Annotated in this window: 17 protein-coding genes; 7 read left to right on the top strand and 10 right to left on the bottom strand. The window is 63.9% G+C overall.

What is annotated here, in order from left to right:
* Positions 1-31: 31 nt before the first annotated feature.
* Positions 32-358: a DUF2591 family protein gene (locus BM013_RS29345; RefSeq protein ID WP_177225609.1), complete on the bottom strand. Its 327-nt coding sequence runs from the start codon at positions 356-358 to the stop codon at positions 32-34.
* Positions 359-1,027: 669 nt separating this feature from the next.
* Here BM013_RS29345 and BM013_RS29340 point away from each other — a divergent pair.
* The 3 genes from BM013_RS29340 to BM013_RS29330 all read left to right on the top strand — a co-directional run bounded on the left by BM013_RS29340 (position 1,028) and on the right by BM013_RS29330 (position 4,468).
* The gene (locus BM013_RS29340; protein WP_093131643.1) at positions 1,028-1,954 is read left to right on the top strand and encodes an AraC family transcriptional regulator; all 927 of its coding nucleotides are present in this window, start codon (positions 1,028-1,030) and stop codon (positions 1,952-1,954) included.
* Positions 1,955-2,579: 625 nt separating this feature from the next.
* Positions 2,580-3,941, top strand: a complete 1,362-nt coding sequence (locus BM013_RS29335; protein WP_093131641.1) for an alpha/beta fold hydrolase — start codon at positions 2,580-2,582, stop codon at positions 3,939-3,941.
* Positions 3,938-4,468, top strand: coding sequence for a DUF2243 domain-containing protein (locus BM013_RS29330; protein WP_093131639.1), 531 nt, complete (start codon positions 3,938-3,940; stop codon positions 4,466-4,468). The genes BM013_RS29335 and BM013_RS29330 overlap by 4 nt, the downstream gene beginning before the upstream one ends.
* A gap of 536 nt (positions 4,469-5,004) precedes the next feature.
* Here the strand turns inward: BM013_RS29330 and BM013_RS29325 are convergent.
* The 7 genes from BM013_RS29325 to BM013_RS29295 form a co-directional block, all read right to left on the bottom strand.
* Positions 5,005-5,499, bottom strand: a complete 495-nt coding sequence (locus BM013_RS29325; RefSeq protein ID WP_093131637.1) for a hemerythrin domain-containing protein — start codon at positions 5,497-5,499, stop codon at positions 5,005-5,007.
* Positions 5,500-6,603: 1,104 nt separating this feature from the next.
* Positions 6,604-6,906 carry a proteophosphoglycan ppg4 gene (locus BM013_RS41935; protein ID WP_256221758.1) on the bottom strand — a complete coding sequence of 101 codons (303 nt, stop codon included), beginning with the start codon at positions 6,904-6,906 and terminating at the stop codon, positions 6,604-6,606.
* A gap of 152 nt (positions 6,907-7,058) precedes the next feature.
* Positions 7,059-8,363 carry a c-type cytochrome gene (locus BM013_RS29315; protein ID WP_256221757.1) on the bottom strand — a complete coding sequence of 435 codons (1,305 nt, stop codon included), beginning with the start codon at positions 8,361-8,363 and terminating at the stop codon, positions 7,059-7,061.
* The gene (locus BM013_RS29310; protein ID WP_256221756.1) at positions 8,360-9,181 is read right to left on the bottom strand and encodes a cytochrome c oxidase assembly protein; all 822 of its coding nucleotides are present in this window, start codon (positions 9,179-9,181) and stop codon (positions 8,360-8,362) included. Before BM013_RS29310 ends, BM013_RS29315 begins: the two co-directional genes overlap by 4 nt.
* Before the next feature lie 165 nt (positions 9,182-9,346).
* Positions 9,347-9,997, bottom strand: a complete 651-nt coding sequence (locus BM013_RS29305) for a cytochrome c oxidase subunit 3 (protein ID WP_093131635.1) — start codon at positions 9,995-9,997, stop codon at positions 9,347-9,349.
* Positions 9,994-11,937 carry a cytochrome c oxidase subunit I gene (ctaD, locus tag BM013_RS29300; protein WP_093131633.1) on the bottom strand — a complete coding sequence of 648 codons (1,944 nt, stop codon included), beginning with the start codon at positions 11,935-11,937 and terminating at the stop codon, positions 9,994-9,996. The genes BM013_RS29305 and ctaD overlap by 4 nt, the downstream gene beginning before the upstream one ends.
* Positions 11,934-13,070 (bottom strand): cytochrome c oxidase subunit II, encoded by a 1,137-nt coding sequence (locus tag BM013_RS29295; protein WP_256221755.1) that lies wholly within the window; start codon positions 13,068-13,070, stop codon positions 11,934-11,936. Before BM013_RS29295 ends, ctaD begins: the two co-directional genes overlap by 4 nt.
* A 148-nt stretch (positions 13,071-13,218) precedes the next feature.
* Between BM013_RS29295 and BM013_RS29290 the strand changes: the two genes are divergently transcribed.
* The 4 genes from BM013_RS29290 to BM013_RS29275 all read left to right on the top strand — a co-directional run bounded on the left by BM013_RS29290 (position 13,219) and on the right by BM013_RS29275 (position 18,275).
* The gene (locus tag BM013_RS29290) at positions 13,219-15,516 is read left to right on the top strand and encodes an FdhF/YdeP family oxidoreductase (RefSeq protein ID WP_093131631.1); all 2,298 of its coding nucleotides are present in this window, start codon (positions 13,219-13,221) and stop codon (positions 15,514-15,516) included.
* A 406-nt stretch (positions 15,517-15,922) separates the two neighbouring features.
* Entirely contained in the window at positions 15,923-17,143 is a 1,221-nt protein-coding gene (locus BM013_RS29285) for a zinc-dependent alcohol dehydrogenase (protein ID WP_093131629.1), read from the top strand.
* 31 nt (positions 17,144-17,174) lie between these two features.
* Positions 17,175-17,390 carry a DUF3606 domain-containing protein gene (locus BM013_RS29280; protein ID WP_093131627.1) on the top strand — a complete coding sequence of 72 codons (216 nt, stop codon included), beginning with the start codon at positions 17,175-17,177 and terminating at the stop codon, positions 17,388-17,390.
* Positions 17,391-17,417: 27 nt separating this feature from the next.
* On the top strand, positions 17,418-18,275 hold the full coding sequence (locus BM013_RS29275; RefSeq protein ID WP_093131625.1) for an alpha/beta fold hydrolase: 858 nt from the start codon (positions 17,418-17,420) through the stop codon (positions 18,273-18,275).
* Positions 18,276-19,452: 1,177 nt separating this feature from the next.
* On the opposite strand, the gene BM013_RS29270 is transcribed toward BM013_RS29275, so the two are convergent.
* Together BM013_RS29270 and BM013_RS29265 are read right to left on the bottom strand one after the other, a co-directional pair.
* Entirely contained in the window at positions 19,453-19,995 is a 543-nt protein-coding gene (locus BM013_RS29270) for a DUF421 domain-containing protein (protein WP_093131624.1), read from the bottom strand.
* Between the two features lie 28 nt (positions 19,996-20,023).
* Complete coding sequence (locus BM013_RS29265; protein ID WP_256221754.1) at positions 20,024-20,755, bottom strand: glycosyltransferase family 2 protein; 732 nt, start codon at positions 20,753-20,755, stop codon at positions 20,024-20,026.
* Between the last annotated feature and the right edge of the window lie 232 nt (positions 20,756-20,987).

Genomic DNA, 20,987 nt, shown 5'->3' with positions numbered 1-20,987 from the left:
GCGGAGCCCAGATTTGGAGGGCCGATTTGCCTCAGGGCCCCGCTGGTGGAACAGCGTCACCAATAGTCGCCTTTACAAATGCCCTCATTGCGGCGATCCCGAAAGTCGGGCCCGATGCCTCAACCGTACCGCCGAGCATCGACGCATAGGCCCACCATTGCTCACCGATCTGGCGACATTCAAGACCCGCGTGGGTGATCACATATTCGGCTTGAGCCGCAACAGTCGATGGCTGTACAGCGACCTTGGCTCGAGCGCATCGCTTGAGAAGCTCGACAAGCTTGGGAGTTCCGTTGGCCTTTATCGCCCGGATTGTCCATAAATCCAGGTCTTCCCCGGTCAGATCGTCGGTTTTCATCGCGCGATGATGCCGAATGTTCATCGCGGCGCCAAGGCGGCGACACGAATGACCTCAGCGCCGGTTGAGGCGACCTCGTCGCCGGGCTCGTCTTACGGGGCGCTCATGCGCGACGACACCGGATCGTATAGGAGCGTTCCAATGTCGCATGCGTTGACGTTGACCGCTTGCGGCGCGTCGCGCGCGCCGGCTGAGCATGGCAACCTCCCGGCGCTGGAAGGAAAAGCTTCAGGAATGCCCTGTTGTTGCACGCCCAACGTTGCAGGCATGTGCGACAAGTCGAAGTATTTAGAAGCGTTCATAGAGCACCATTTGCAATACCAGCGGCAGAACGAACCTGCGGGAGTGGGCGAAGTCGGCAGGCCTGTGGTTGAAGGGGCTCTGAGTTCTGCCGCTGGCCATGTGGTGCACTGATCGAGCTCTGCATCGCGCTCAGGCTGCAGTCGTCCGTGCTGAAGCCTGGGCCACCGCAGGCGGCCGCTCTTCCACTCACGAATAGCGCGGCGATTGACGCGTTGGAGGCGAGCTCCGATCTCACCTCTCGAATGCTGACTCGGACCGACGAGCAATACTCGCATGTCTGGTAAGCGTGTTTCCCGGCGCCGCAGGACACTGCCACAGATAATGTGACCTTTTAGGGCAGTCAGTGGGTTTGACAGCAGGAGCGAGATGAGGCAAAGCGTGGTTCAGGAACGGGGTGGATGGGACTTTGCGGCGCATATGGGTATCGGGGACGCCGCGCCGCTGGCGAGTGCCGTTCTCGAGCGAAATGGTCTAGGCCTTTCGCATGTTCGCAGCGATCGCAACAGGGCGGGCGTGCACACCGCCCCCTACGAACCTCATGAAGCCTATTTGATAGTTCTGCGGTTGACCTCTTTTCGTGTGCATGATTTGTGGGTGGACGGAAAACGCATCAGTCACGACGGTCACGCCGCTGGAACGTTGTCAATCTACGATCTCGACAGACGTTGGCAAGCGCGAATGCAAGAATCGTTCGACTGCCTTCAGTTTCACGTCAATCAGCGTGCCCTCGACGACATTGCTGATCGATCAGGCGTGAGGGGGCGGCTCCGGCTGAATTGCGCACCTTCTAGCAGCAGAATCGACGAGACGGCTCAGCACCTCGCAAGCGTGCTTCTCCCAGCTGTTTCCGGGTTTGACACACTGGCGCCGTTGTTCTTGGAACACCTGAACCTTGCCTTTCATGCGCACCTGGTTTCGTGCTACGGAAATCGTGCCGGCATTCAGATGGGGCTGCCATCCGGAGGCGGGCTTGCGCCGTGGCAACTGCGGCGCGCGATAGATTTCCTTAGAGAAAATCTTGCCGAGATTGTGTCGATCGAAGCGGTGGCAGACGAATGCGGACTGTCGCGAAGCCATTTCGGCAAAGCCTTCAAGCAAAGTGTTGGCCTGACCCCCTACCAGTGGGTTTTGGAACAACGTCTGGACATGGCCAAGCGCCTGATACGACAGCGTTCGATGGCATTGTCGGAGGTCGCCGGAGCCTGTGGCTTCAGCGATCAGAGTCACTTGACACGCATGTTCAGTCGACGAGAGGGGATGTCCCCTGGCGAGTGGCGCAGACATTGCGCCTAGCGACCGATCCAAGCGCATGCCCCGCCGGTGCCACCTGTCGCTGCGCGTCCTCTGGCCGAACTAATCATTGCGACATGATTCGCAGCCGCCTCGGAGGCTTACTTTGACTTGCAATGGCAGTTTGCTGCACGCTATTCCAAGCTGTCCGATGTCCCACTTGCAGGCGCAGCGATAGTCAAAGGCACGAACTTGCGTCGGCGATTCGGTCTTCCGTGGGTCGTGCACTTGGCGCTCTCGCGCGCCGGTCGGCCTCCGCAAGAAAGCGACGTTCGTCCGCAATGTGCCGTTCTTCTGTGTCTTGCGCCTGTCGGTCCCGCGCGGGCAGCGACGGCGCGGTCTCCTCTATGAAACGCGATTCCGCCGGTTGACGGCTCGTCGAGTTGCTTGCGCATGTTTGCTGCGAGCTGGCCTTCGGCGACTGCGGCGCAACTTGCCGGTTCCAGTTGAGCGCGGAGGGTGCCGATGGCGTGCTGCAGCGCGCGAGTGCAGGCTTCGGCTGAGTGCGAATTGCTCACGGGGTTGGAAATTTCTCTGATCGGCGGACAAATCTCGGCGCCCTCCTACAACACTGCGCCATGGCGAATGCCAGCCTGCTGCATCCTTAAAACAGGGGTGGAAGCCCACTATGGACAAAATTCCCCACTTGGCAGCAGTCGCAGCCTTGATGGCTTCGGGGACTTCTGTCCTCGCTGCGGGCAAGCTCGCCTGCGCGGACAAGTCCCTGCTGAAAAATGTTGCAGAGGCCAACGTCGCAGAAGTTGAAAGCTGCAAGCTCGCCGTCGGAAAATCCGCCAACACTGGGATCAGGAAATTTGCGCAACTGATGGCCGACGATCACTCAAACGGTCTGACCGACGACGCGAAGCACAAGGCAGTGATGGTCGAGTTCAAGACGCTGTCCGATGGCCTGTTCGACAATCGCTACGTCAAGCAAGCGGGCGCTGGCGATCACGAGGTGACGGAGAGATTGCTCAAGAAGACCCCACTCAGGCAACGAGTTGGTACACCGCAGGGGCTATCCTGGGCTTCCTTGCGTCGGTCGCCGGAGCCGTCATCGTGCTGGCCGTCTACGGCATGGTCGGAAAACGAGCATGATCACACTGAAAGGAGCGGAAGGATGGAACATTCCCAGGTTTCCGCTAACGGAGTCGTGCTTCACGTCGTTACCGCTGGCCACGAAGGCGCCCCTCTGGTGATCCTGCTGCACGGGTTTCCCGAAACTTGGCAAGCGTGGCAGCGGTACGTGGAACCCCTGCTTGCCATCGGGTGGCGCGTGGCCATCCCGGACCAACGCGGCTACGGGAAGTCCGGCAAGCCCACCTCTGTCAGAGCGTATGTTCTTGATGTGCTGGCTGACGACGTGTGTGCGCTCGCGACCGCGCTCGGTGCTGAGAAATTCGCGCTCATCGGTCATGACTGGGGCGGAATTGTTGCGTGGCATATCGCAGCACGTAACCCCGGGCGAGTTGAGCGTCTGGCGATCCTCAATGCACCGCACCCCGCAAGTCTGCTGGGCTTCGCGCTGACTCACCCTTTCCAGCTTGCCCGTAGCGCCTACGTCGGCTTCTTTCAACTGCCGCTTGTACCCGAGGCGTTGCTCAGCGCGAACGGCTTTGCCCTGCTACGCGCCTCCCTCACGCGTACAAGCAAATCGGATGCCTTCGATGCGAAGTTGCTCGGCGACTACCAAGACGCGTGGAGCGAACCGAGGGCGATCATGAGCATGCTCAACTGGTATCGGGCGATGGCGATGGCGCGACCTTTGTCCACGCCGGTCGAAGCGCCAACGCTCATCGTTTGGGGAAATCTGGATGCGGCGTTGGAGCCAGGGCTGGCCGATGAGGCGCTGAAATACTGCGCGCGAGGCAGCCTCTGTCGGGTAGAAGACGGCACGCACTGGCTGCACCATGAGCAGCCTGTCCGAATCAGCGCACAACTCTGCGACTTCCTTATGCATGAGATGCAGTCGACCAAGGAGAGCCAATGACACGCTCCAATCCATTGGGGCAGTTCCCCACCGCATCCGGCGTTCTCTTCGGTCTGGGCCTGGGGGGATTTTTTGATGGCATCGTGTTGCACCAGCTGCTGCAGTGGCACCATATGGTGAGCAGTTGGTATCCGCCGACGACTCTTGAGAATCTCAGGCTCAACACCCTGTGGGACGGGATTTTTCATAGCGCAACCTATGTCTTCATCGTCATGGCACTCTACCTTTTGTGGCGCATCGCTCATCGGAGCCATCTGTATTGGTCGGGAAAGTTGATCGCGGGGACTTCCTTGATGGGGTGGGGCGCGTTCAACCTTGTCGAGGGCCTGATAGATCATCACCTGCTTGGTATTCACCACGTAAACGAAACAGTCTCGAGCGACCAACGTTTGACTTGGGACCTCGGATTCATCCTTTGGGGCGCGGCGATGTTGCTCGCTGGATTCCTGCTCTGGCAGGCCGGTAACCGGATGCACGGTCACCGTCGTGCTGTCACCCTCCGCGCGCCCCGGGGGGACGAAGGATGAAGCTTGTCTTTAATCCCTGGATAGTCAGAACGTGCTTCGCGACGGCCTTGGTGATCGCGACGTATCCCGCATGGAGCGTCGTGCTTCTGGGCAGCGAGCCGACGTTCAACGAGTTGCTCGAACTCATTTGTTCGGTGCCACAGATGCCGCGAACTGAATAACACCGACCCGCGGAACTGGGTATTTTTGTCCGACGTGGAAGCGCGCGAAGTCCGCGCAATTTGCTTCCAATGGGAAGGAAATAGCAACACGACGATCGCGCATAGGGCCTGGGAAGGCAACTCCCTGGATGCCTCCGCCAGGTTTCGAAGGGCGGGCGAAAAAACCTGTGTAGCCGAGGCGGCTTGCTGTCGGTGCTACGGTTGCACGGCAGCGTTCCCTGGCTCACGCTGCCGCGGTCAGTTTCCAACGCCTCCGGTGTAGACGGAACCATGGCGATGCCGCCCTTGGACCGGCGGAACTTGGCCGGTTTTAAATCGCGCAGACCGCTCCTCTCAGGGCCTGAAGCCTGCGTCCCGGGTCGCCCTGTACATCGTTCAGGCGACGGCGCCTGTGAGTTCGGCCATGAGTTCTTCCTTTCGCGCGTTCAAAGTTTCGCGCATGCCGACGAGATCGAGCTTGCGTGCCGCTCGGGCCTCAACAAATATCTCGGCGCGCTCTTCTTTCACATGATGGTCGATGTATTCGCCTAAAACTGTGACCTTGGCGTCGAACTTATCGTCCACGTCAGCTGCTTGCTCGATTTGAGCGATCAGATCCTTCGCGCTGGCATGTTCGACTTCCGCCTCATCGAGGAGGTCGGTATCCTTGATCGCTTCGCGCAGCGCAGGGTAAAAAATCTCTTCTTCTATCTGGGCATGGACCGTGAGCTCAAGGCAAATTTGATTGGCCAAATCGCGCTTCTTCTGTTTCGCGCTGGCGGCCCGTGACTTGGTCAATGCCTCATACTCTTTGAACATCGTTTTGACTTTGCGGTGGTCGGCGTCAAGCAAGGTGCAGGCGTCGGGGGTTGAGCGGGTCTTGGTTGCCATCTGAATCTCCTTTTCGTGTGGAATGTGGAGAGTGGCGTCATCAAGTCGGTGTTCACGTAGGACGACAACGATTGCATCTCGCAGCATCCTCAGAAGAAGATGCCCGCTCGCCCTCGCAAGAACGCCCGCCAGCACCGCTGCTGATCCGAGGCCGCGCAGACAAGGCGGCCGGCCCCGGTCCGAAGGTGCTTCCCGCCTCCACGCGACAACGCCTGCATGCTGCCGACGCGCCCATGCGCGCCAGCACTTTGCCGCTTCGCGCGACGGGGACCTCGTTCAGGCTCGCCGCTTAAAACGGCAGCTGCGAGTTGCCCGTTCGATCATCGAGAAGAAGCTCACGCGTCGGCGGGTCGATGCGCTTGTCGCCTTGTAGTTGGGCGGATTCCGAGAGTTCTGGGGCGTGCGGCTGCCGGGGTGGTCAGGCAATGGCGCATTGTCTTGGCTCGACCCGCGAAGCAACCTCATCTTCTCGATGGGAGAAAAAGGGCTACGGCGGGCCAACGTGTTGCTCAGCAAGCCGAATACCGATCGACTCGTCGCCTCGTGGGGCAGCACGTAGGCCGGCCTGTGGGCTCTTAAGCGCGGGTATCACGCACCGGTCATAGGACGGGGCAGACACATTGATGCAGCGGTAACTGATTCGATTGTCGACGGACGCCATCGGAAGCGAGATGTTCGAGGGGCGTTCCGCCTGGGGTGGCAAGGCCGCGTGGTAGTCTTTTCAGAGGACGTCTTCGCCCGACTGGTGTCCCGCGGCTCGCTGAGGAAGCGACCCACCGGCGTGGTGAACTCGTTCGGCTTGATCTCCGACATGTTTCGCGCGCCGGTGCGCGGCGCGGACAGGTCACGGTAAGCAAACCATCGCAGCACGAAGAGGCCATCACATGGCATTCGCCCGTGGAAGACGAAGATACCGGCTTGGCGCTTGATGACGGCAAGCGCCGCCGGCTTTTTTTGCCTGCCGCCACTGCCGGGCATGAGGGCCCCAGCGCACCGTCCGGCCCGGACCCTTGCCGCTACCGGATCCAGCAGCAGCGCAGCTAAGGCGCACTATCTGGCAGAACCTCAATCGGCGCGGGCTGCGCGGTCGTCAGTGGGGAGGTGTCAGTTGCGGTCGGCGCGGGCGGGCCGCGTCGGCCTGCTGTTCGATCCCATGGCTGTGGTGTCATTGCTGCTGCCCGTGCTCATGCTTCCGGACGTTGGCGCGCTTCCTGCAGTACCACCGGAGCCCGAGGCACTGTTGTTCTGCGGCGTTGTGCCCGTGGTGCCCATCGGCCCGCCCGCTGGGCTTTGCTGGCCGGCCGCCGTGGCGGGATTAGGGGGCGCCGTCGTCGGCGGATTTCCTTGTGCGAACGCAGTTCCTGCGGCGGCCAGTGCCAGCGCCGCGAGCGCGGAAGTTTTGTTCATGGCGAGTCTCCTTGGAAGGTCGATGATGGATGCGGTGAGGCATTCGAAAGGCCGGTGCAGAGTCACCGGGTGATATCCAATCTGCGTTGACCTTGCGCAGCCTGCGTCGGCGCTCTACATCGCACGCAGTAGGAGAGGTTCCCGCCGCCGGCCTAGCGAAGCTTGCGCTTGAGCGTGGTGACGTCGTTGGTCGTGACTGGTCGCGCCCTGTTGCCCCACGACTGGCGTACATAGGTGAGCACCTGTGCCGTTTGCACATCGGTCAGCGCCGAATCGAACCCCGGCATCACCTGTGGAGAAGGCCCGCTCGCGCTGCGCGGCCCTCTGCCGCCCTGCACGACCAAGCGGATCAACGAGGTGGCGTCATCGCTCAACACCGATGCATTGCCCACAAGACGAGGAAAGACCTCCGCTACGCCCTTGCCGTCTGGCTGGTGGCACTGTGCGCAGAAAGACGTATAGACGCGTGCACCCACAGACTCCACGTCGGCCGTGCGGTCGCCGTTGCGCGGCCCCGGTCCGACTGGCGCGGCCAGAGCCTGTGGCGTGTATGCGCCTTCCTCGCGTTGCGCCGGCAGCGTCTTCAGATACTTGGCCACCGCACGCGCATCGGCTTCGCTGATGTGCTGGATGCTCTGCTCCACTTCTTCGGCCATCGAGCCGAATGCTGCCTTCCCGTCGGCATGGCCGGTACGCAGGAAACGTGCGATCGCTGCGGCGTCTGAGCGCCCGAGCCCCGCGCCTTGTGCCCCGGTGAGGTTGGTCGCGTGCCAGTCGTCGTTGACCATGCCGGTGAGGAACAGGCGCGACGTTTCGTCGTATGCGCGTTCCTGGTAGGCCAGCCCGCGTGGCGTGTGGCACGAACCGCAATGCCCGAAGGATTGAACCAGGTACGCCCCTCGGTTCCACTCTGCGTCCTTGCCGGGCTTGTCGACGTAGAGGCCCGATGGAAGGAAAGCGGCCTTCCAGAATCGCAAAGCCCAGCGCTGGTCGAAAGGAAAAGGCAGCCGCGTCGGCGGGGGCGCGTAGGTGGACGCTGGCACGGCGCGCATCAGATAGCTGAACAACGCCTTGAGATCCTCGTCGCTCGCCTTGGTGTAAGCGGTGTAGGGCATGGCAGGATACAGGTGCCTGTTGCCAGGGGCTGTCCCTTCTCGCATGACACGCTTGAAGTCGTCGATGCTGTACCCACCGATGCCGTGTACCGGGTCGGGTGTGATGTTGGTGCTGAAGATCGGGCCCAGCGGTGTGGACACGGGGCGCCCGCCCGCAAACGGAATGCCGTCGCGCGGCATGGTGTGACAGTTGGCGCAGCCGCCGATGCGTGCAAGGTATTCGCCGCGTCCCAGTAAGTCTGTGTTTGCGAGCGCGTCGGACTGGGCCCATGCGCAAGGGGCCAGCGTGCAGGTTGCCAGCGCAAGCGCTGTCAGCCGATAGGAAAGGCAGTGCGACTTCACGGCACCTCCGGGGACGGCGACGGCGACGGCGACGGCGATAGCGTGGGCGCTCGCCGCTCATCGAGCCAACGTGCGACGATGACCAGCGCGCTCGCGAAGTACGCGAGCCCGCCAGGCACCCACATCACGAGGCCGCCCATCTGCTGGTCCTGCAGCGCGTCAATGCCGAGCGCGGCCGTGGGCTCCAGGTACAGTGGATACCAAAGTTCGGGCGCAAGCGTGATCAGCGCGCCCAGCGTGCCGGTGTGGACCATGGTGGTGAACAGCGACAGGAGGGCGGCGCCGCCAGGGTGACGGAAGATCGTCCACCAGAACACCAGGGCACTGGCCAGAAAGCTCGTATGCTGAAGCGTGTGAATCCATGGATGCAGCAGTGCGCCCTGGAACAGCGCCGGCAAGTGCCAGAGCCACAGCGCCGCCGCGTGCATCAGCCATGCGCCCACCGGCGTGGTGATTCCAGCCCAGGCCGCCTTCAACGGACGCCAGCGCACTGCGATGCCGAGCCGTTTGCGCCAGCGGGCCGGCAGCGCCCACACCCATACAGCCAAAGGCCGCCCCAGCACCAGCATCGGCGCTGCCACGATCATCAGGAGCTCGTGCTGGACCATGTGCGCGGAGAACAGTGCCGCGCCCAGTCCGTCCAGCGGAGAGACCAGCGCCACCCCCAGAGAAATCCAGCCTCCGAGGAAAGCTGCGGCTTGCCGCGCGCGCAACGTTCGCGTCCGGTGTCGGCTGCGCTGCCGAAGCTCTCGGTAGCCCAGCGCGTAGAGCGCCAGGCTCGCCCCAAGCACGGCGAGCACCACTGGGTCGAAGCTCAACGAAACCCTTGACGGCGCTGGCGCCGATGGGTCAAGCACGTGCGCATTCGCCGCAGGGATCAGCAGCACGCACGCCCACGGCATCATGCGGCCTGGGGCGCGGGCCAAGCCGCGACACGACGGGAAAGACAGAGGGGGCCTGGTGGTGCTTGTCATCTTGCAGGCTCAGCCCAGCGGCGCGAGATAGATGACCGCGTAGATCGGCAGCCAACTGCCCACCACGAAGTACCAGTACAGCGCGTTCTCGCTGACGTCCACGAAGCGCTTGCCTTCGAACGGCCCCGTGTAGAGCAACACCGCCAGCACGCTGGTGTCTATGGTGTCGGTGACCAAGTGGGTGGTGTGCAGCCCCAGCAGCAGCCAAACGATCGACCCGTAGGCGTTGGCGTGCCAGCTCACATTGAGCGTGGTGAATTCGAGGGTGCGCACGCCCAGGAAGACCAGCGAGAAAAGCACGCACACGGTCAGCCAGCGCCGCGCCTGCACGCGGTCTTGCCGCTCGGCCGCGCGCTTGGCCATCTGGTTGGGCCACAGGCTCAGCAGCAGGACGGCCGTGTTGAGCGTGCCCCAGCGCAGCGCGGGCGGGACCGCATCGATCGGCCATGCCGATGCGACGCCTCGCAGATAGAAGTACATCATCACGCCGATGGCGAAGGCCGTGCCCTCGATCAGCATCAGGCCCATCGTGCCCCACCACATCAGGCTCCCCTGGCCGAACGAATAGGAGGGCAGGTGGCGCACGTCCAGGTCGCCCGATCCGCCCGACTCGCCGGAGATGTCCGATGCAGCTCCGCCGAGTTGGTCCGTGGCCGTCATGGTGATCGCTCCAGCGTGAGCGCCTGCTCGGTCTCCCTGCGGCCGGGCCAGAACCAGCCCACCAGCGCCACAGTGACCGGCACTGCGCCCCACACCACGGCCCATGGGGTGTACACCGACCCGATGAACAGCACGGTCGTGGCCAACGCGCCCAGCAGCGGCCACAGGCTCGGTTCGGGAAAGAGCGAACGGCTCTCGGGCCGTGCGTCGAATGCGCTGGTCACCAGCACCTCCCTGGCGTCGGCGGCAAGGCCCGTCACATGGGAGGGATGGCCAGTCCGCATCCACTGCGGCTCGCGCCCGCGGATCACGGGAAGCGTGTCGAAGTTGTGCGGCGGCGGCGGGCTCGCCGTGCTCCACTCCAGTGTTCCGGCGCCCCATGGGTCCGAGGGTGCGTGCGCCTCGCCGCGTACGCAACGCGCCACGTTGACGAGAAACACCGCCACGCTCACTGCGATGACGAAGGCGCCGATCGTCGCCGTGGCATTCATGCCGTCCCAGCCAAGACCTTGCGGGTAGGTCCACACCCGCCTCGGCATGCCATGCAGGCCCAGCAAGTGCATCGGGAAGAACGCTACGTTGAACCCGACGAAGAACAGCCAGAAATGCCAACGGCCCAGCGTCTCGCCCAGCATGCGGCCGGTGAATTTGGGGAACCAGTAGTAGATGGCGCCGAACAGCGGAAACACTGCGCCGCCGAGCAGCACGTAGTGCAGGTGCGCCACCACGAAGTAGGTGTCGTGCACCTGGAGGTCGAGTGAGACGGAGGCCAGCATCAACCCCGTCATGCCGCCCGCGACCAGGATGAAGAAGAAAGCCAGCACGAAGAGCAACGGCGTCCTGAAAGCGAGCCGGCCGTTCCACAGCGTCGCGATCCAGCAGAAAATCTGTATCGCCGAGGGCACCGCGATGGCCAGGCTCGCAGCGGTGAAGAACGCCTTTCCCACCTCGGGCAGATTGGTGGCGAACATGTGGTGCACCCACAAGCCGAACGCGAGGAACGCGGTAGCGACCAGCGCCAGCACCATCGCGCGGTAGCCGAACACGGGCCGCCGCGCAAATGTCGAGATGATCGAGGAGATGAAGCCCAGCGGCGGGATGAAGATCAGGTACACCTCCGGATGCCCGAAGAACCAGAACAGGTGCTGCCACAGCAGCACGTCGCCGCCGCGCGCAGGGTTGTAGAAATGCGTCCCGACCAGTCGGTCGAGGATCAGCGCCGTGCTGCCGAGCATCACAGAGGGCATGGCGAACAGCACCATGAACTGTGTGACCAACGTCGCCCACACGAACAGCGGCATGCGGCCCAGCGACATGCCGGGGGCGCGCATCTTGAAGATCGTAGTGATCAACACGATGGCCACCAGCAGCGCCGACAGTTCGGTGAAGGTGATCATCTGCGCCCAGATGTCCACGCCCTTGCCTGGCGCGTAGTCCGACGAGGCCAGCGGCACATAGCTGAACCAGCCGGTGTTCGGACCCGAGCCGAGGAAGAAGCCCGCGTAGAGAAATGCGCCGCCCATCACGAAGATCCAATACGCAAATGCGTTCAAGCGCGGGAACGCCACACTGCGCGCGCCGATCATGAGCGGGACCAGGTACAGGGCCACTGCCTGCATCACCGGCACGGCGAATAGGAACATCATGGTCGTGCCGTGCATGGTCAACAGCTGGTTGTAGAGCTCGGGGCTGACCAGCCGCAGTCCGGGCCGCGCGAGTTGCAGGCGCATGGCCAACGCGAGCACGCCGCCCAGCAGAAAATACACGAACGTCGCGACGATGAATCGCCGCGCGATCGTCTTGTGATCGATGGCCCGCAGGCTGCCGCGCCAGCCCGGCGGGTCGCTCCAGGTGTTGTGCAGCGCACGCAGCACTTTGGGCCCGGACCACGGCCCGTCGCACAGCGGCTGCGAAACCACGGCTGCCTCCTGCGGGCTCATTCCAGGCCTCCGAGGTAAGCGACCAGCGCCCGCACGTCGTCCGGGGAGAGCCGGCTCGAAGGCATGGTGCTGCCCGATTTCAGCGACTGCGGATCGACGATCCACGCGCCCAGCGTGGCGGGGTCGTTTCTGACGGTACCGGCCGCGAGCAGTGCCCGGCTCGCCACGTGGGTCAGGTCGGGCCCCAATGTACCTGAGGCCGTTGTGCCGCGCACGGTGTGGCACTGCGCGCAGTTCGAAGACAGGAACAGCTGCGCACCCCGTGTGGCATCCACCCCCGACGGTGCTTCAGCAGGTGCCTGCTGGGTCGCGCGCCATTGCGCGTAGGTGTCCGGCGGATCGGCGCTGACGCTGAACGCCATCAGAGCGTGCTGCAGCCCGCAGAATTCGGCGCACTCGCCGCGGTAGACGCCGGGTTTGTCGGCACGCAGCAGCAGTTGCGTGCTTCTGCCCGGCAGCATGTCTTTCTTGCCGTGCAGGCTGGGCACCCAGAAGGTGTGGATCACATCGATGCTTTTCAGCGTGACGATGACGGGCCGGCCCACCGGCACGTGCAATTCGCTGGACACCGCGAACTGCGGCTTGCCTTGCGCGTCGAGGTAGCGCGCTTCCCACCACCATTGCTGCGCCGTCATTTCGATGCGCAGCGCGTCGGCTGCGGGCAGGCGGGAAAGCGCTCGATCTGTCCACATGTCTGCGGCGAGCAACACGACGAGCAGCGCAGCTGAGCCCAGGGTGGCTCCGGTCGCCCACCGCCTCGCAGCCCGCTCGGAGGCGGTCGGCCGCGGCTTTTCGGACGCAACGTGTGCCGCACTGCGGGCGCCGCGCATCAGCGCAACCAGCAGCGCGATGAGGATAGAAGCGAAGACGCCCATGCAGATCCACAGGGTCAGTTGCCACAGGTCATGGATGCGCGCCGCCTGTACGCCGGCGGGGCGCAGGGCGCTGTGCGTCGCGGAGCCGGAGAGGCTGGACAGGTCGGAGAGGACCATGGCAGCCTGCGCGAGCACGCGGCCCAGCCCCATGGTATCGAGCAGGGACATGTCGATGGATGATCCAAAGCGCATCACCCGGGCCTTTCGTCGTTCGTCGGAAGAGAACCACTTCTTAGCAAACGCGACGCGACTTGCCAATCGGCGATGAACGCGAATAGGAGGCGGAACGGTAGTAGCGCTGCGCGCCTGTCGCCTCGCTCGCACGCGGTCATTCGGTGGGCGCCTACATCGCCATGCATCGCCGGGCTTAGCGTGGTGGGTACAAAACAAAGCCGGAGCACACATCGTGACCGACAAAAAGCATTCCGACCCGTACACCCACGCCGCAGGCGGCTGGGGTTCGCTCAAGGCAGTTGGCACCCAGCTGCTGCGCGAGCGCATACCCATTGTGGGGACGCAGGCGCTGCTGAAGCAGAACAAGCCAGGCGGCTTCGCCTGCGTAAGTTGCGCGTGGGCCAAACCGGAGCATCCCCATCCCGCCGAGTTCTGCGAGAACGGCGCCAAGGCCACTGCCTGGGAGCTCACGGCCAAGCGGTTGCCGCCTGCTTTTTTCCAGGAGCATTCCATCAGCGAGTTGCTCCGCTGGAGCGACCACGACTTGGAAGCCGGCGGCCGGCTGACTGTGCCGATGAAGTGGGACGCTCAGAGCGACCGCTACCTCGAGGTGTCTTGGCAGCAGGCCTTTGAGGACATCGGCGCCGAGCTGAGAGCTTTGCGCGCGCAAGACCCCTCGTCGGTCGTGTTCTACGCCTCGGGCCGCGCATCGCTGGAGACCAGCTACATGTACCAACTGCTGGCCCGGCTGTACGGCAACAACAACCTGCCGGACAGCTCCAATATGTGCCACGAAAGCACCTCTGTGGCGCTGCCCGAGACCATCGGCGTGCCCGTGGGTACGGTGCATCTCGAGGACTTCGAGCGGTGCGACGCCATCTTCATCTTCGGGCAGAACACGGGCGTGAGCAGTCCGCGCATGCTGCACCAGTTGCAGGACGCGCGCCGACGCGGCATTCCTATCGTCACCTTCAATCCGCTGCGCGAGCGCGGGCTGGTGGAATTCGTGAACCCGCAGTCGCCCACCGAGATGCTCACGCCGGCCCACACCGAGGTCAGCACGCAATACCTCCAGTTGAAAAATGGCGGGGACCTGGCGGCGCTGACCGGGCTTTGCAAGGCCTTGATCGAGGCCGACGACCAGGCGGCGGCCGCGGGCGCTGCGCGCATCCTCGACGTTGCGTTCATTGCGCAGCACACGCATGGCTTCGAGGAGTTCACCGCCGCGGTGCGACGCACGCAGTGGGCCGAGATTGAAAAGGAGTCGGGCCTGGCGCGCGAGGCGCTTGAGTTGGCAGCCACCACCTTCGCCAAGGCAAAGGCCGTGATCGGCATCTATGGCATGGGCCTCACGCAGCACCGCAAGGGCGTCGAGAACGTGCAGATGGTGTCCAACCTGTTGCTGCTTGGAGGCCATATCGGCCGGCCGGGGGCGGGCATCTGCCCGGTGCGCGGCCATTCGAATGTGCAGGGGCAGCGCACTGTCGGCATCACCGAGAAGCCTGAGCTGGCGCCGCTGGACAAGCTCGCGGAGTTGTACGGCTTCGAACCGCCGCGCGAAAAAGGCTTGAACACTGTGGAAACCTGCGAAGGTGTCCTCTCCGGGCGCGTGCGCGCGTTCGTGGGGCTGGGCGGCAATTTCGTGCGGGCGGTGCCCGACACCGACCGCATCGAGCCGGCGTGGCGCAAGCTGCGATTGACCGTGCACGTGGCGACCAAGCTCAACCGCAGCCATCTGGTGCATGGCGAGGTGTCGTATCTGCTGCCTTGCAGGGGACGCATCGAGATCGATCGCCAAGCCAGTGGCGAACAAACCGTCAGCATCGAAGATTCGACCGGCGTGATGCACGCTTCCAAGGGCGTGGCGGAACCGGCGGCAGACACGCTGCTGTCGGAGGCCGCCATCGTCGCGGGTATCGCGAATGCCACGCTGCCGGAGAACCCCCGTGTCCCCTGGGATCAATGGGTGGCTGACTACGCGTTGGTGCGCGACCATATAGCGCAGGCTTTCCCCGAGATCTTTCACGACTTCAATGCGCGGCTGGCGGCACCCGGCGGATTCCCGCGGCCACTGGCCGCGAGAGAGCGCAAGTGGAAGACGCCGACGGGCAAGGCCAACTTCAAGGGCTTCGGCAACCTCCATGCCGACGCTGACATGCCCGAGCGGGGCGCCGATGTGCTGCGGCTCATGACCCTGCGCAGCGACGACCAGTTCAACACCACGATCTACAGCCTGGACGACCGCTTCAGGGCCATTCACGGCACGCGGCGCGTGCTGTTGATGAACCGTGGCGACATGGAACGCCTCGGAGTGGTGGAAGGGGCGCTGGTTGACGTCAGCACCGCGAGCGATGAGGAGCGACCGCGCACGGTTCCTCGGTTGCGCGTGACGCCGTACGACATTCCCGCTGGGTGCGCCGCCGGCTACTACCCGGAATGCAATCCGCTGATCCCGCTGTCACACCATGCCGAGAAAAGCAAGGTGCCCGCAGCCAAGGCGATACCAGTGCGACTGCGCCTGGCGGCCTGACGTGGAAAATGGTTTACAGGCGAGTGTGCCCTAAGGACAGTTGAGCTTGCCCAGTTCGGCTTCGGCTTCCAACCCACCATCGGCTCGCCGACACCTCGCGACGCAAGATCGCGTTGCGGGCGGCCAGCCGTGTGACGAAAGACGACCAACATGGGGTGCCGGCGTCACGTGGGCGTAGGAAGGTGCCGCAACTTCAGTGAAGAAACGTCGCATCCCTCGCACCCCACGGTCCATGCTCTGGCCGACGCAGGGGAAGGCTGAAGCGCGCGTCCTGAGTGCGCCCGTTCCTACGCAAACGACAAAGCGCGATAGCTAGCTTTTTAAGTCCGACGCCGTTCAGGCGTCCAGGGTCGCGGTTCGCAGCCCTCTTTTCATTTACTTCAAGCGTTCGAAGGGACCATGCGCCATGAAAGCTCTCACCTACCAGTCTTCGAAAAACGTCAGCGTCGAGACCGTGCCCGACCCGGTGCTGGAGCAGGATGACGACGTGGTGCTGCGTGTGACCGCCACGGCCATCTGCGGCTCGGACCTGCACATCTTCCGCGGCAAGATTCCGGACATGGAATCGGGCGACATCCTGGGCCACGAATTCATGGGTATCGTCGAGGAAACCGGCAAGGGCGTCACACGTCTGAAGAAAGGCGACCGCGTGGTCGTGCCTTTCACCATCGCCTGCGGCCAATGCTTCTTTTGCAACAAGACGCTGTTCGCCGCCTGCGAGACGACCAACCCCGGGCGCGGCGCCATCCTCAACAAGAAGAACGTGCGCTCCGGTGCCGGGCTCTTTGGCTACTCCCACCTGTATGGCGGCTACCCGGGCGGGCAGGCGGAGTTTGTACGCGTCCCCAAGTCGAACGTGGGCCCGCTCGTGATTCCGCCAGGGCTTGCGGACGAGCAGGTGCTGTTCCTTTCGGACATCCTGCCCACGGGCTACCAGGCCGCTGTGAACGGCGAGGTGGGACCGGGCTCGACGGTGGCCATCTTCGGCGCGGGTCCGGTCGGCCTGATGGCCGCCGCCTCCGCGCGGTTGTTGGGGGCGGAGCGCATCTTCATGGTCGACGAGCATGCCTACCGGCTCGAGTTCGCGCGTGCCACCTACGGTGTGGAGCCGATCAATTTCAAGGACATCGACGACCCCGCGGGTGCCATCATCGAGCGCACCGATTTTCGCGGCGTCGACGCCTCCATCGACGCAGTCGGCTTCGAGGCCAAGGGCAGCACCCTGGAGACGGTCATGACCGACCTGAAGCTTGAAGGCTCCAGCGGCAAGGCGCTGCGCCAGGCCATTGCGGCCACGCGGCGAGGCGGGGTGGTAAGCGTGCCTGGCGTGTACGCCGGCTTCATCCATGGCTTCCTGTTCGGCGACGCGTTCGAGAAGGGCCTGACCTTCAAGATGGGCCAGACACATGCGCAGCAGCACATGCCCAAGCTGCTCGAACACATCCAGGTCGGCGACCTGAAGCCGGAAGTGATCATCACGCACCACATGGCGCTGGAAGACGCGGCGCGCGGCTACGACATCTTCGAGAAGGCTGAGGAGGAGTGCCGCAAGGTGGTGCTGACGCCTTCGGGTCCGCGAAACCCGGCGCCTGTCGCCGCCGAGGCCGAGCGAACGCTGCCGCTCTGAGCTGAACTTTTCATCCCAAAACGGAGACTTTATGGCACATCCGAGCGATTCCACGACACCCCGTATCGACAAGAACGACTCGGGTCAGGTCGCGCACTGGGCGCGTGAATTCGACGTGACGGACGAACAGTTGGCCCACGCCATCGCCGAGGTCGGTGACAAGGCGGCCGACGTGGAGCTTTACCTCAAGGGCAGCCGTAGCTCGACCAATGCGGACACCGCGGACGACGCGGCGAAGGCGAATTAGCGCGGCAGGCACTGAGGGGTAGGCCCAATGTTTGAAGGCTTCGAACTGGAGCGCATCGAGTTGGAAGCCGCAACCCTGCGTGTTCGCCACGGCGGCGCAGGGCCGCCCGTGTTGCTCTTGCATGGTCACCCGCGCACGCATGCCACCTGGGTCCACGTCGCGCCATTGCTGGCGCAGCATCACACGGTGGTCTGTCCGGATCTTCGTGGGTTCGGCGAATCCTCCAAGCCGGCTGACGCCGACGACCATACGGGCTCGTCCAAGCGAGCCAAGGCTGTGGACTGCGTCCAACTTATGCATCGCCTGGGCCACGCCCGCTTTGCCGTGGTGGGACATGACCGCGGCAGCTATGTCGCATTGCGGGCCGCGCTCGATCATCCCGAAGCGATCAGCCGGCTGGCAGTGCTGGACGGTGTACCGATTTCGGAGGCGCTCGCACGGTGCAACGACACGTTCGCTACTCGCTGGTGGCACTGGTTCTTCTACGCCCAGCCAGACAAGCCCGAGCGCGCGATTCTCGCCGACCCCGATGCATGGTACGGCGGCTCGCCCATGTACATGGGCCAAGAGGCCTTCGCTGACTTCCGCGGCGCCATCCACGACCCCGCCACGGTTCACGCGATGGTCGAGGACTACAGGGCGGGCTTGGGCGTGGACCGTGCGCACGACGAGGCCGACCGCCGTCAGGGTCGCAGGGTTGCATGCCCGACGCTGTGCCTATGGGCAAAGCAGGACGACCTCGAAGATTTGTACGGGGATGTGCTGGGCGTATGGGCTCCCTGGACAAGCGATTTGCAGGGCGGTTCGCTCGATTGCGGGCACCATATGGCCGAAGAAAGGCCCGCGGAGCTCGCCGCGCGGCTGCTGGAATTCTTGCGAAGTTGAGCGACGGCAGCCCATCGTTCATTGCGGTCCTCGAAACGAGCCACGTCAAGGACAGCAGCAGCGGGCTGACCGTCTCGAGCGGGCGGTGCCGTTGGAAGCGGTGGGCCCAGCGGGCATTATTTGGCGAGCGCCGGGGCGGCGCTGGCCGCAGTTCGCCATCGGTGCGCCCTTCGACGGCGGGGAGGCCACAGTAGGCCAGGGTACCCAGGTGAGCTTCTTGCGGCCGACCGCCCGGTGGTCGACGCTGCCTGGCAGGCTGCGATATCGAGCGCGGGCGTGGACCAGGGACGGCCCGGCCTGCGACCACGCTACGCGCCGGACTTCTACGCGGCGTACTGCTTGGACTCGGAGGGGCACAAGCTCTGCTTCGTGCACACGAGCGAAGGGCTTGGCTGACGGTGAGGGGGGCCGGCAGCCATCCACCGCTCAGCTGCCTTGAAAAGGCGGTTTTCAATGACTTCCTGGATTACTTATTGATGGGTCGACCGTTTCGGAAACAGGATCTTTTCCCCGAAACTTCAGCGACTGCTGGCGGAGCTGAATTGCGCAGGCAATGCCCCCTTTTGCGCCGGGGGAGCGCCAACTGCGACAACTCTGGCTAAGATCTCCCGCGCTCCGGCCGCACGTCCAGCTTATGAGTGCCCAGTGCGCTTCGACGTGCGGGAGGAAAACATGCATTCCTGTGGATTTTTTCGGCTTCAGGTGCCCTGTTCGCTTGCGACGCGCGCCCCCTGCACGCTTGGTCTGTGGGGCTAGCGCCTGGCCTCGAAGGCGGTGTTCAGCGTGGATGTCCAGGTGAGCTTCGGCCAACAACTACTCGAGCTTGTTGTTGCCCGCCTTATCGGTCGCCGGCGCTTTGCATCGGGCGCCTTCATGCCACCGTACCGGCACGCCACTCGTAGAAGGTCCCCTCGCTGAATCCGTCCTTGTGGTACAGCTTTTTGATTGGCAGGCGGGCCTCGGGCTGCTTGATGAAGCCGATGATCCGCTCTTTCTCATGCCGTCATTCTCTGAGCTGACGGACTGCGCTGCATCGTGCTGGGACGGCTCGGAGGGAGCAGGTCAGGTACAGAAAACCCAGGCTGCGAGGGAGTTTGCGAGAACCGTGGAAGCAGGTCGTCAGGGTCTGATGGGAAGCAACGCGCTGCCAGGGTGGCGCAGGAGGGTTGACTGGACGTCAAGCACCGGGCAAACCCCCCCCACGAGGCCCACCGCCAGTCGGTGGGGGGTTCCCGTCGCGCCGCTTCTTGAACACGCTCAGCGTGCCGTCGCTTTCAAGGCGGGCGATGCGCACCTCTGCTATGTCTTCTACGCCTTGCTCGCGCAGCTTGCCCTCGAGTTCTTCGCGGGTGATCATTTCCCGCTTCATGGCACGCCGATTGAAGCGGCCGTGCCGCACCAGCACTTCGGGCACAGGCTCGAGAAATCGCGCGAACGCTGGCGATCGGTAGCTCAACCAGTCGAGACCGAAATTCCAGGCGATGAGTGTGCAAAGCAGCACGAGCCCATCGTTGATGGACTTGTACTCGCCCTGCATCGCGTTGCTCGAAGCGTCGGCGACGAGCACTACGAACAATAGGTCGGCCACTCCCATCGAGCCAATGTCGCGGCGCAGCACAAAGCGGAAGACAAGCAGCAGGAACCAGTAGACGACAGTGCCGCGCAGCACCATGTGCCAAATGGGATACTCTCGGGCAAACAGTTCGGCAAGGTTGTTCATCGGAGTGGCGGCGCACGCGGTGGGCGTGTCACGCTGCAGTAGCCGCGTTGTGCAGGGGCGCGGCCACCCCGGCGAGACGCTGCGCAACAGCGTTCGACCGCGCGCCTGAGCACCCGGCCGGCGTCCGCGCGTTGACGCACGCGCTCGTCACCACATTGGGCAGTGAACTCCACGCGACTTGCTGGCGGGCCGCCAGCAGCGCGGCGACCAACGCCTCGTCTGCCCCGCAGGCGAGTTGCCTAGACCCGCCAACCTCACGGTAGGCCTCGGCCGACACACCGAGGTTGGCACCGTGGACATGACGATGGCCGTCGCGTTCAAAGTACGTTTCGCCGAAGTGCGCCTTCACCTCGGCGGCGCCGTGCGGTGACCAGTCTTGCACGCAGACAGTGCCACACACCACATCGGCCTGCAATGCAGGCTGGTTCGCCAGCCGCGCTTCGGAGAGCACGGTGTCCGCATCGGTGAAGGCGTGCCAGCGAGCGCCGCGTGCCAGGAGGGCCTGCGCGCACACGTTGCGAGCCTTGCCCACGTTGCGCGCGCGAACGCTCAGGGTCGCTGTGCCGGAGGCGGTGGCCACGGCACATGGTGCGTCGGTGCAGTCTTCCAGCACGACGAGCGCTTCCACAGGCTTTCCCATCAAGGCTGGATGCTGCGCAGCGCGCTGAACGGCGACAAAGCAGCAGCGGATGGCCTGCTCGTGCGCCGGTATAACGGTGCCGATGATGGAAATCGTTCCGCGGAGTTTCTGCTTTTGCATTGAAGGGCGAGAAATTCCTTGCGATGTGTCGTTCTTTTGGGCCACCTTGGCTTCGGCCTCAAGCCAGTCGCTTTTTCGTCTCCGGGTCCCCCGTTGCGACGCAGAAAAGCCTCGTAAGCGGCGCGTCGGACCTCGTCATCGCGCGCGGGCGATGGAGACACGGTCGAATCGAAACTCCCTTTGCCGGACGAGCCTTCGGCCGGTGAATTACCAACGTTTGCTTGCTCGGCCT

Origin of the sequence: Variovorax sp. OK605 (assembly GCF_900115445.1) — a bacterium.
Lineage (GTDB): Bacteria > Pseudomonadota > Gammaproteobacteria > Burkholderiales > Burkholderiaceae_C > Variovorax.
The sequence above is the reverse complement of the archived record's forward strand: the minus strand, read 5'-3'. Positions and strand labels throughout refer to the sequence as shown.

Coding starts and splice junctions, on each gene's coding strand:
- BM013_RS29270 (WP_093131624.1), bottom strand. CDS start 19,995: ATGAACAACCTTGCCGAACTGTTTGCCCGAGAGTATCCCATTTGGCAC.
- BM013_RS29305 (WP_093131635.1), bottom strand. CDS start 9,997: ATGACGGCCACGGACCAACTCGGCGGAGCTGCATCGGACATCTCCGGC.
- BM013_RS29340 (WP_093131643.1), top strand. CDS start 1,028: ATGAGGCAAAGCGTGGTTCAGGAACGGGGTGGATGGGACTTTGCGGCG.
- BM013_RS29265 (WP_256221754.1), bottom strand. CDS start 20,755: ATGCAAAAGCAGAAACTCCGCGGAACGATTTCCATCATCGGCACCGTT.
- BM013_RS29280 (WP_093131627.1), top strand. CDS start 17,175: ATGGCACATCCGAGCGATTCCACGACACCCCGTATCGACAAGAACGAC.
- BM013_RS29285 (WP_093131629.1), top strand. CDS start 15,923: ATGAAAGCTCTCACCTACCAGTCTTCGAAAAACGTCAGCGTCGAGACC.
- BM013_RS29335 (WP_093131641.1), top strand. CDS start 2,580: ATGGACAAAATTCCCCACTTGGCAGCAGTCGCAGCCTTGATGGCTTCG.
- BM013_RS41935 (WP_256221758.1), bottom strand. CDS start 6,906: ATGAACAAAACTTCCGCGCTCGCGGCGCTGGCACTGGCCGCCGCAGGA.
- BM013_RS29330 (WP_093131639.1), top strand. CDS start 3,938: ATGACACGCTCCAATCCATTGGGGCAGTTCCCCACCGCATCCGGCGTT.
- BM013_RS29345 (WP_177225609.1), bottom strand. CDS start 358: ATGAAAACCGACGATCTGACCGGGGAAGACCTGGATTTATGGACAATC.
- BM013_RS29275 (WP_093131625.1), top strand. CDS start 17,418: ATGTTTGAAGGCTTCGAACTGGAGCGCATCGAGTTGGAAGCCGCAACC.
- BM013_RS29325 (WP_093131637.1), bottom strand. CDS start 5,499: ATGGCAACCAAGACCCGCTCAACCCCCGACGCCTGCACCTTGCTTGAC.
- ctaD (WP_093131633.1), bottom strand. CDS start 11,937: ATGAGCCCGCAGGAGGCAGCCGTGGTTTCGCAGCCGCTGTGCGACGGG.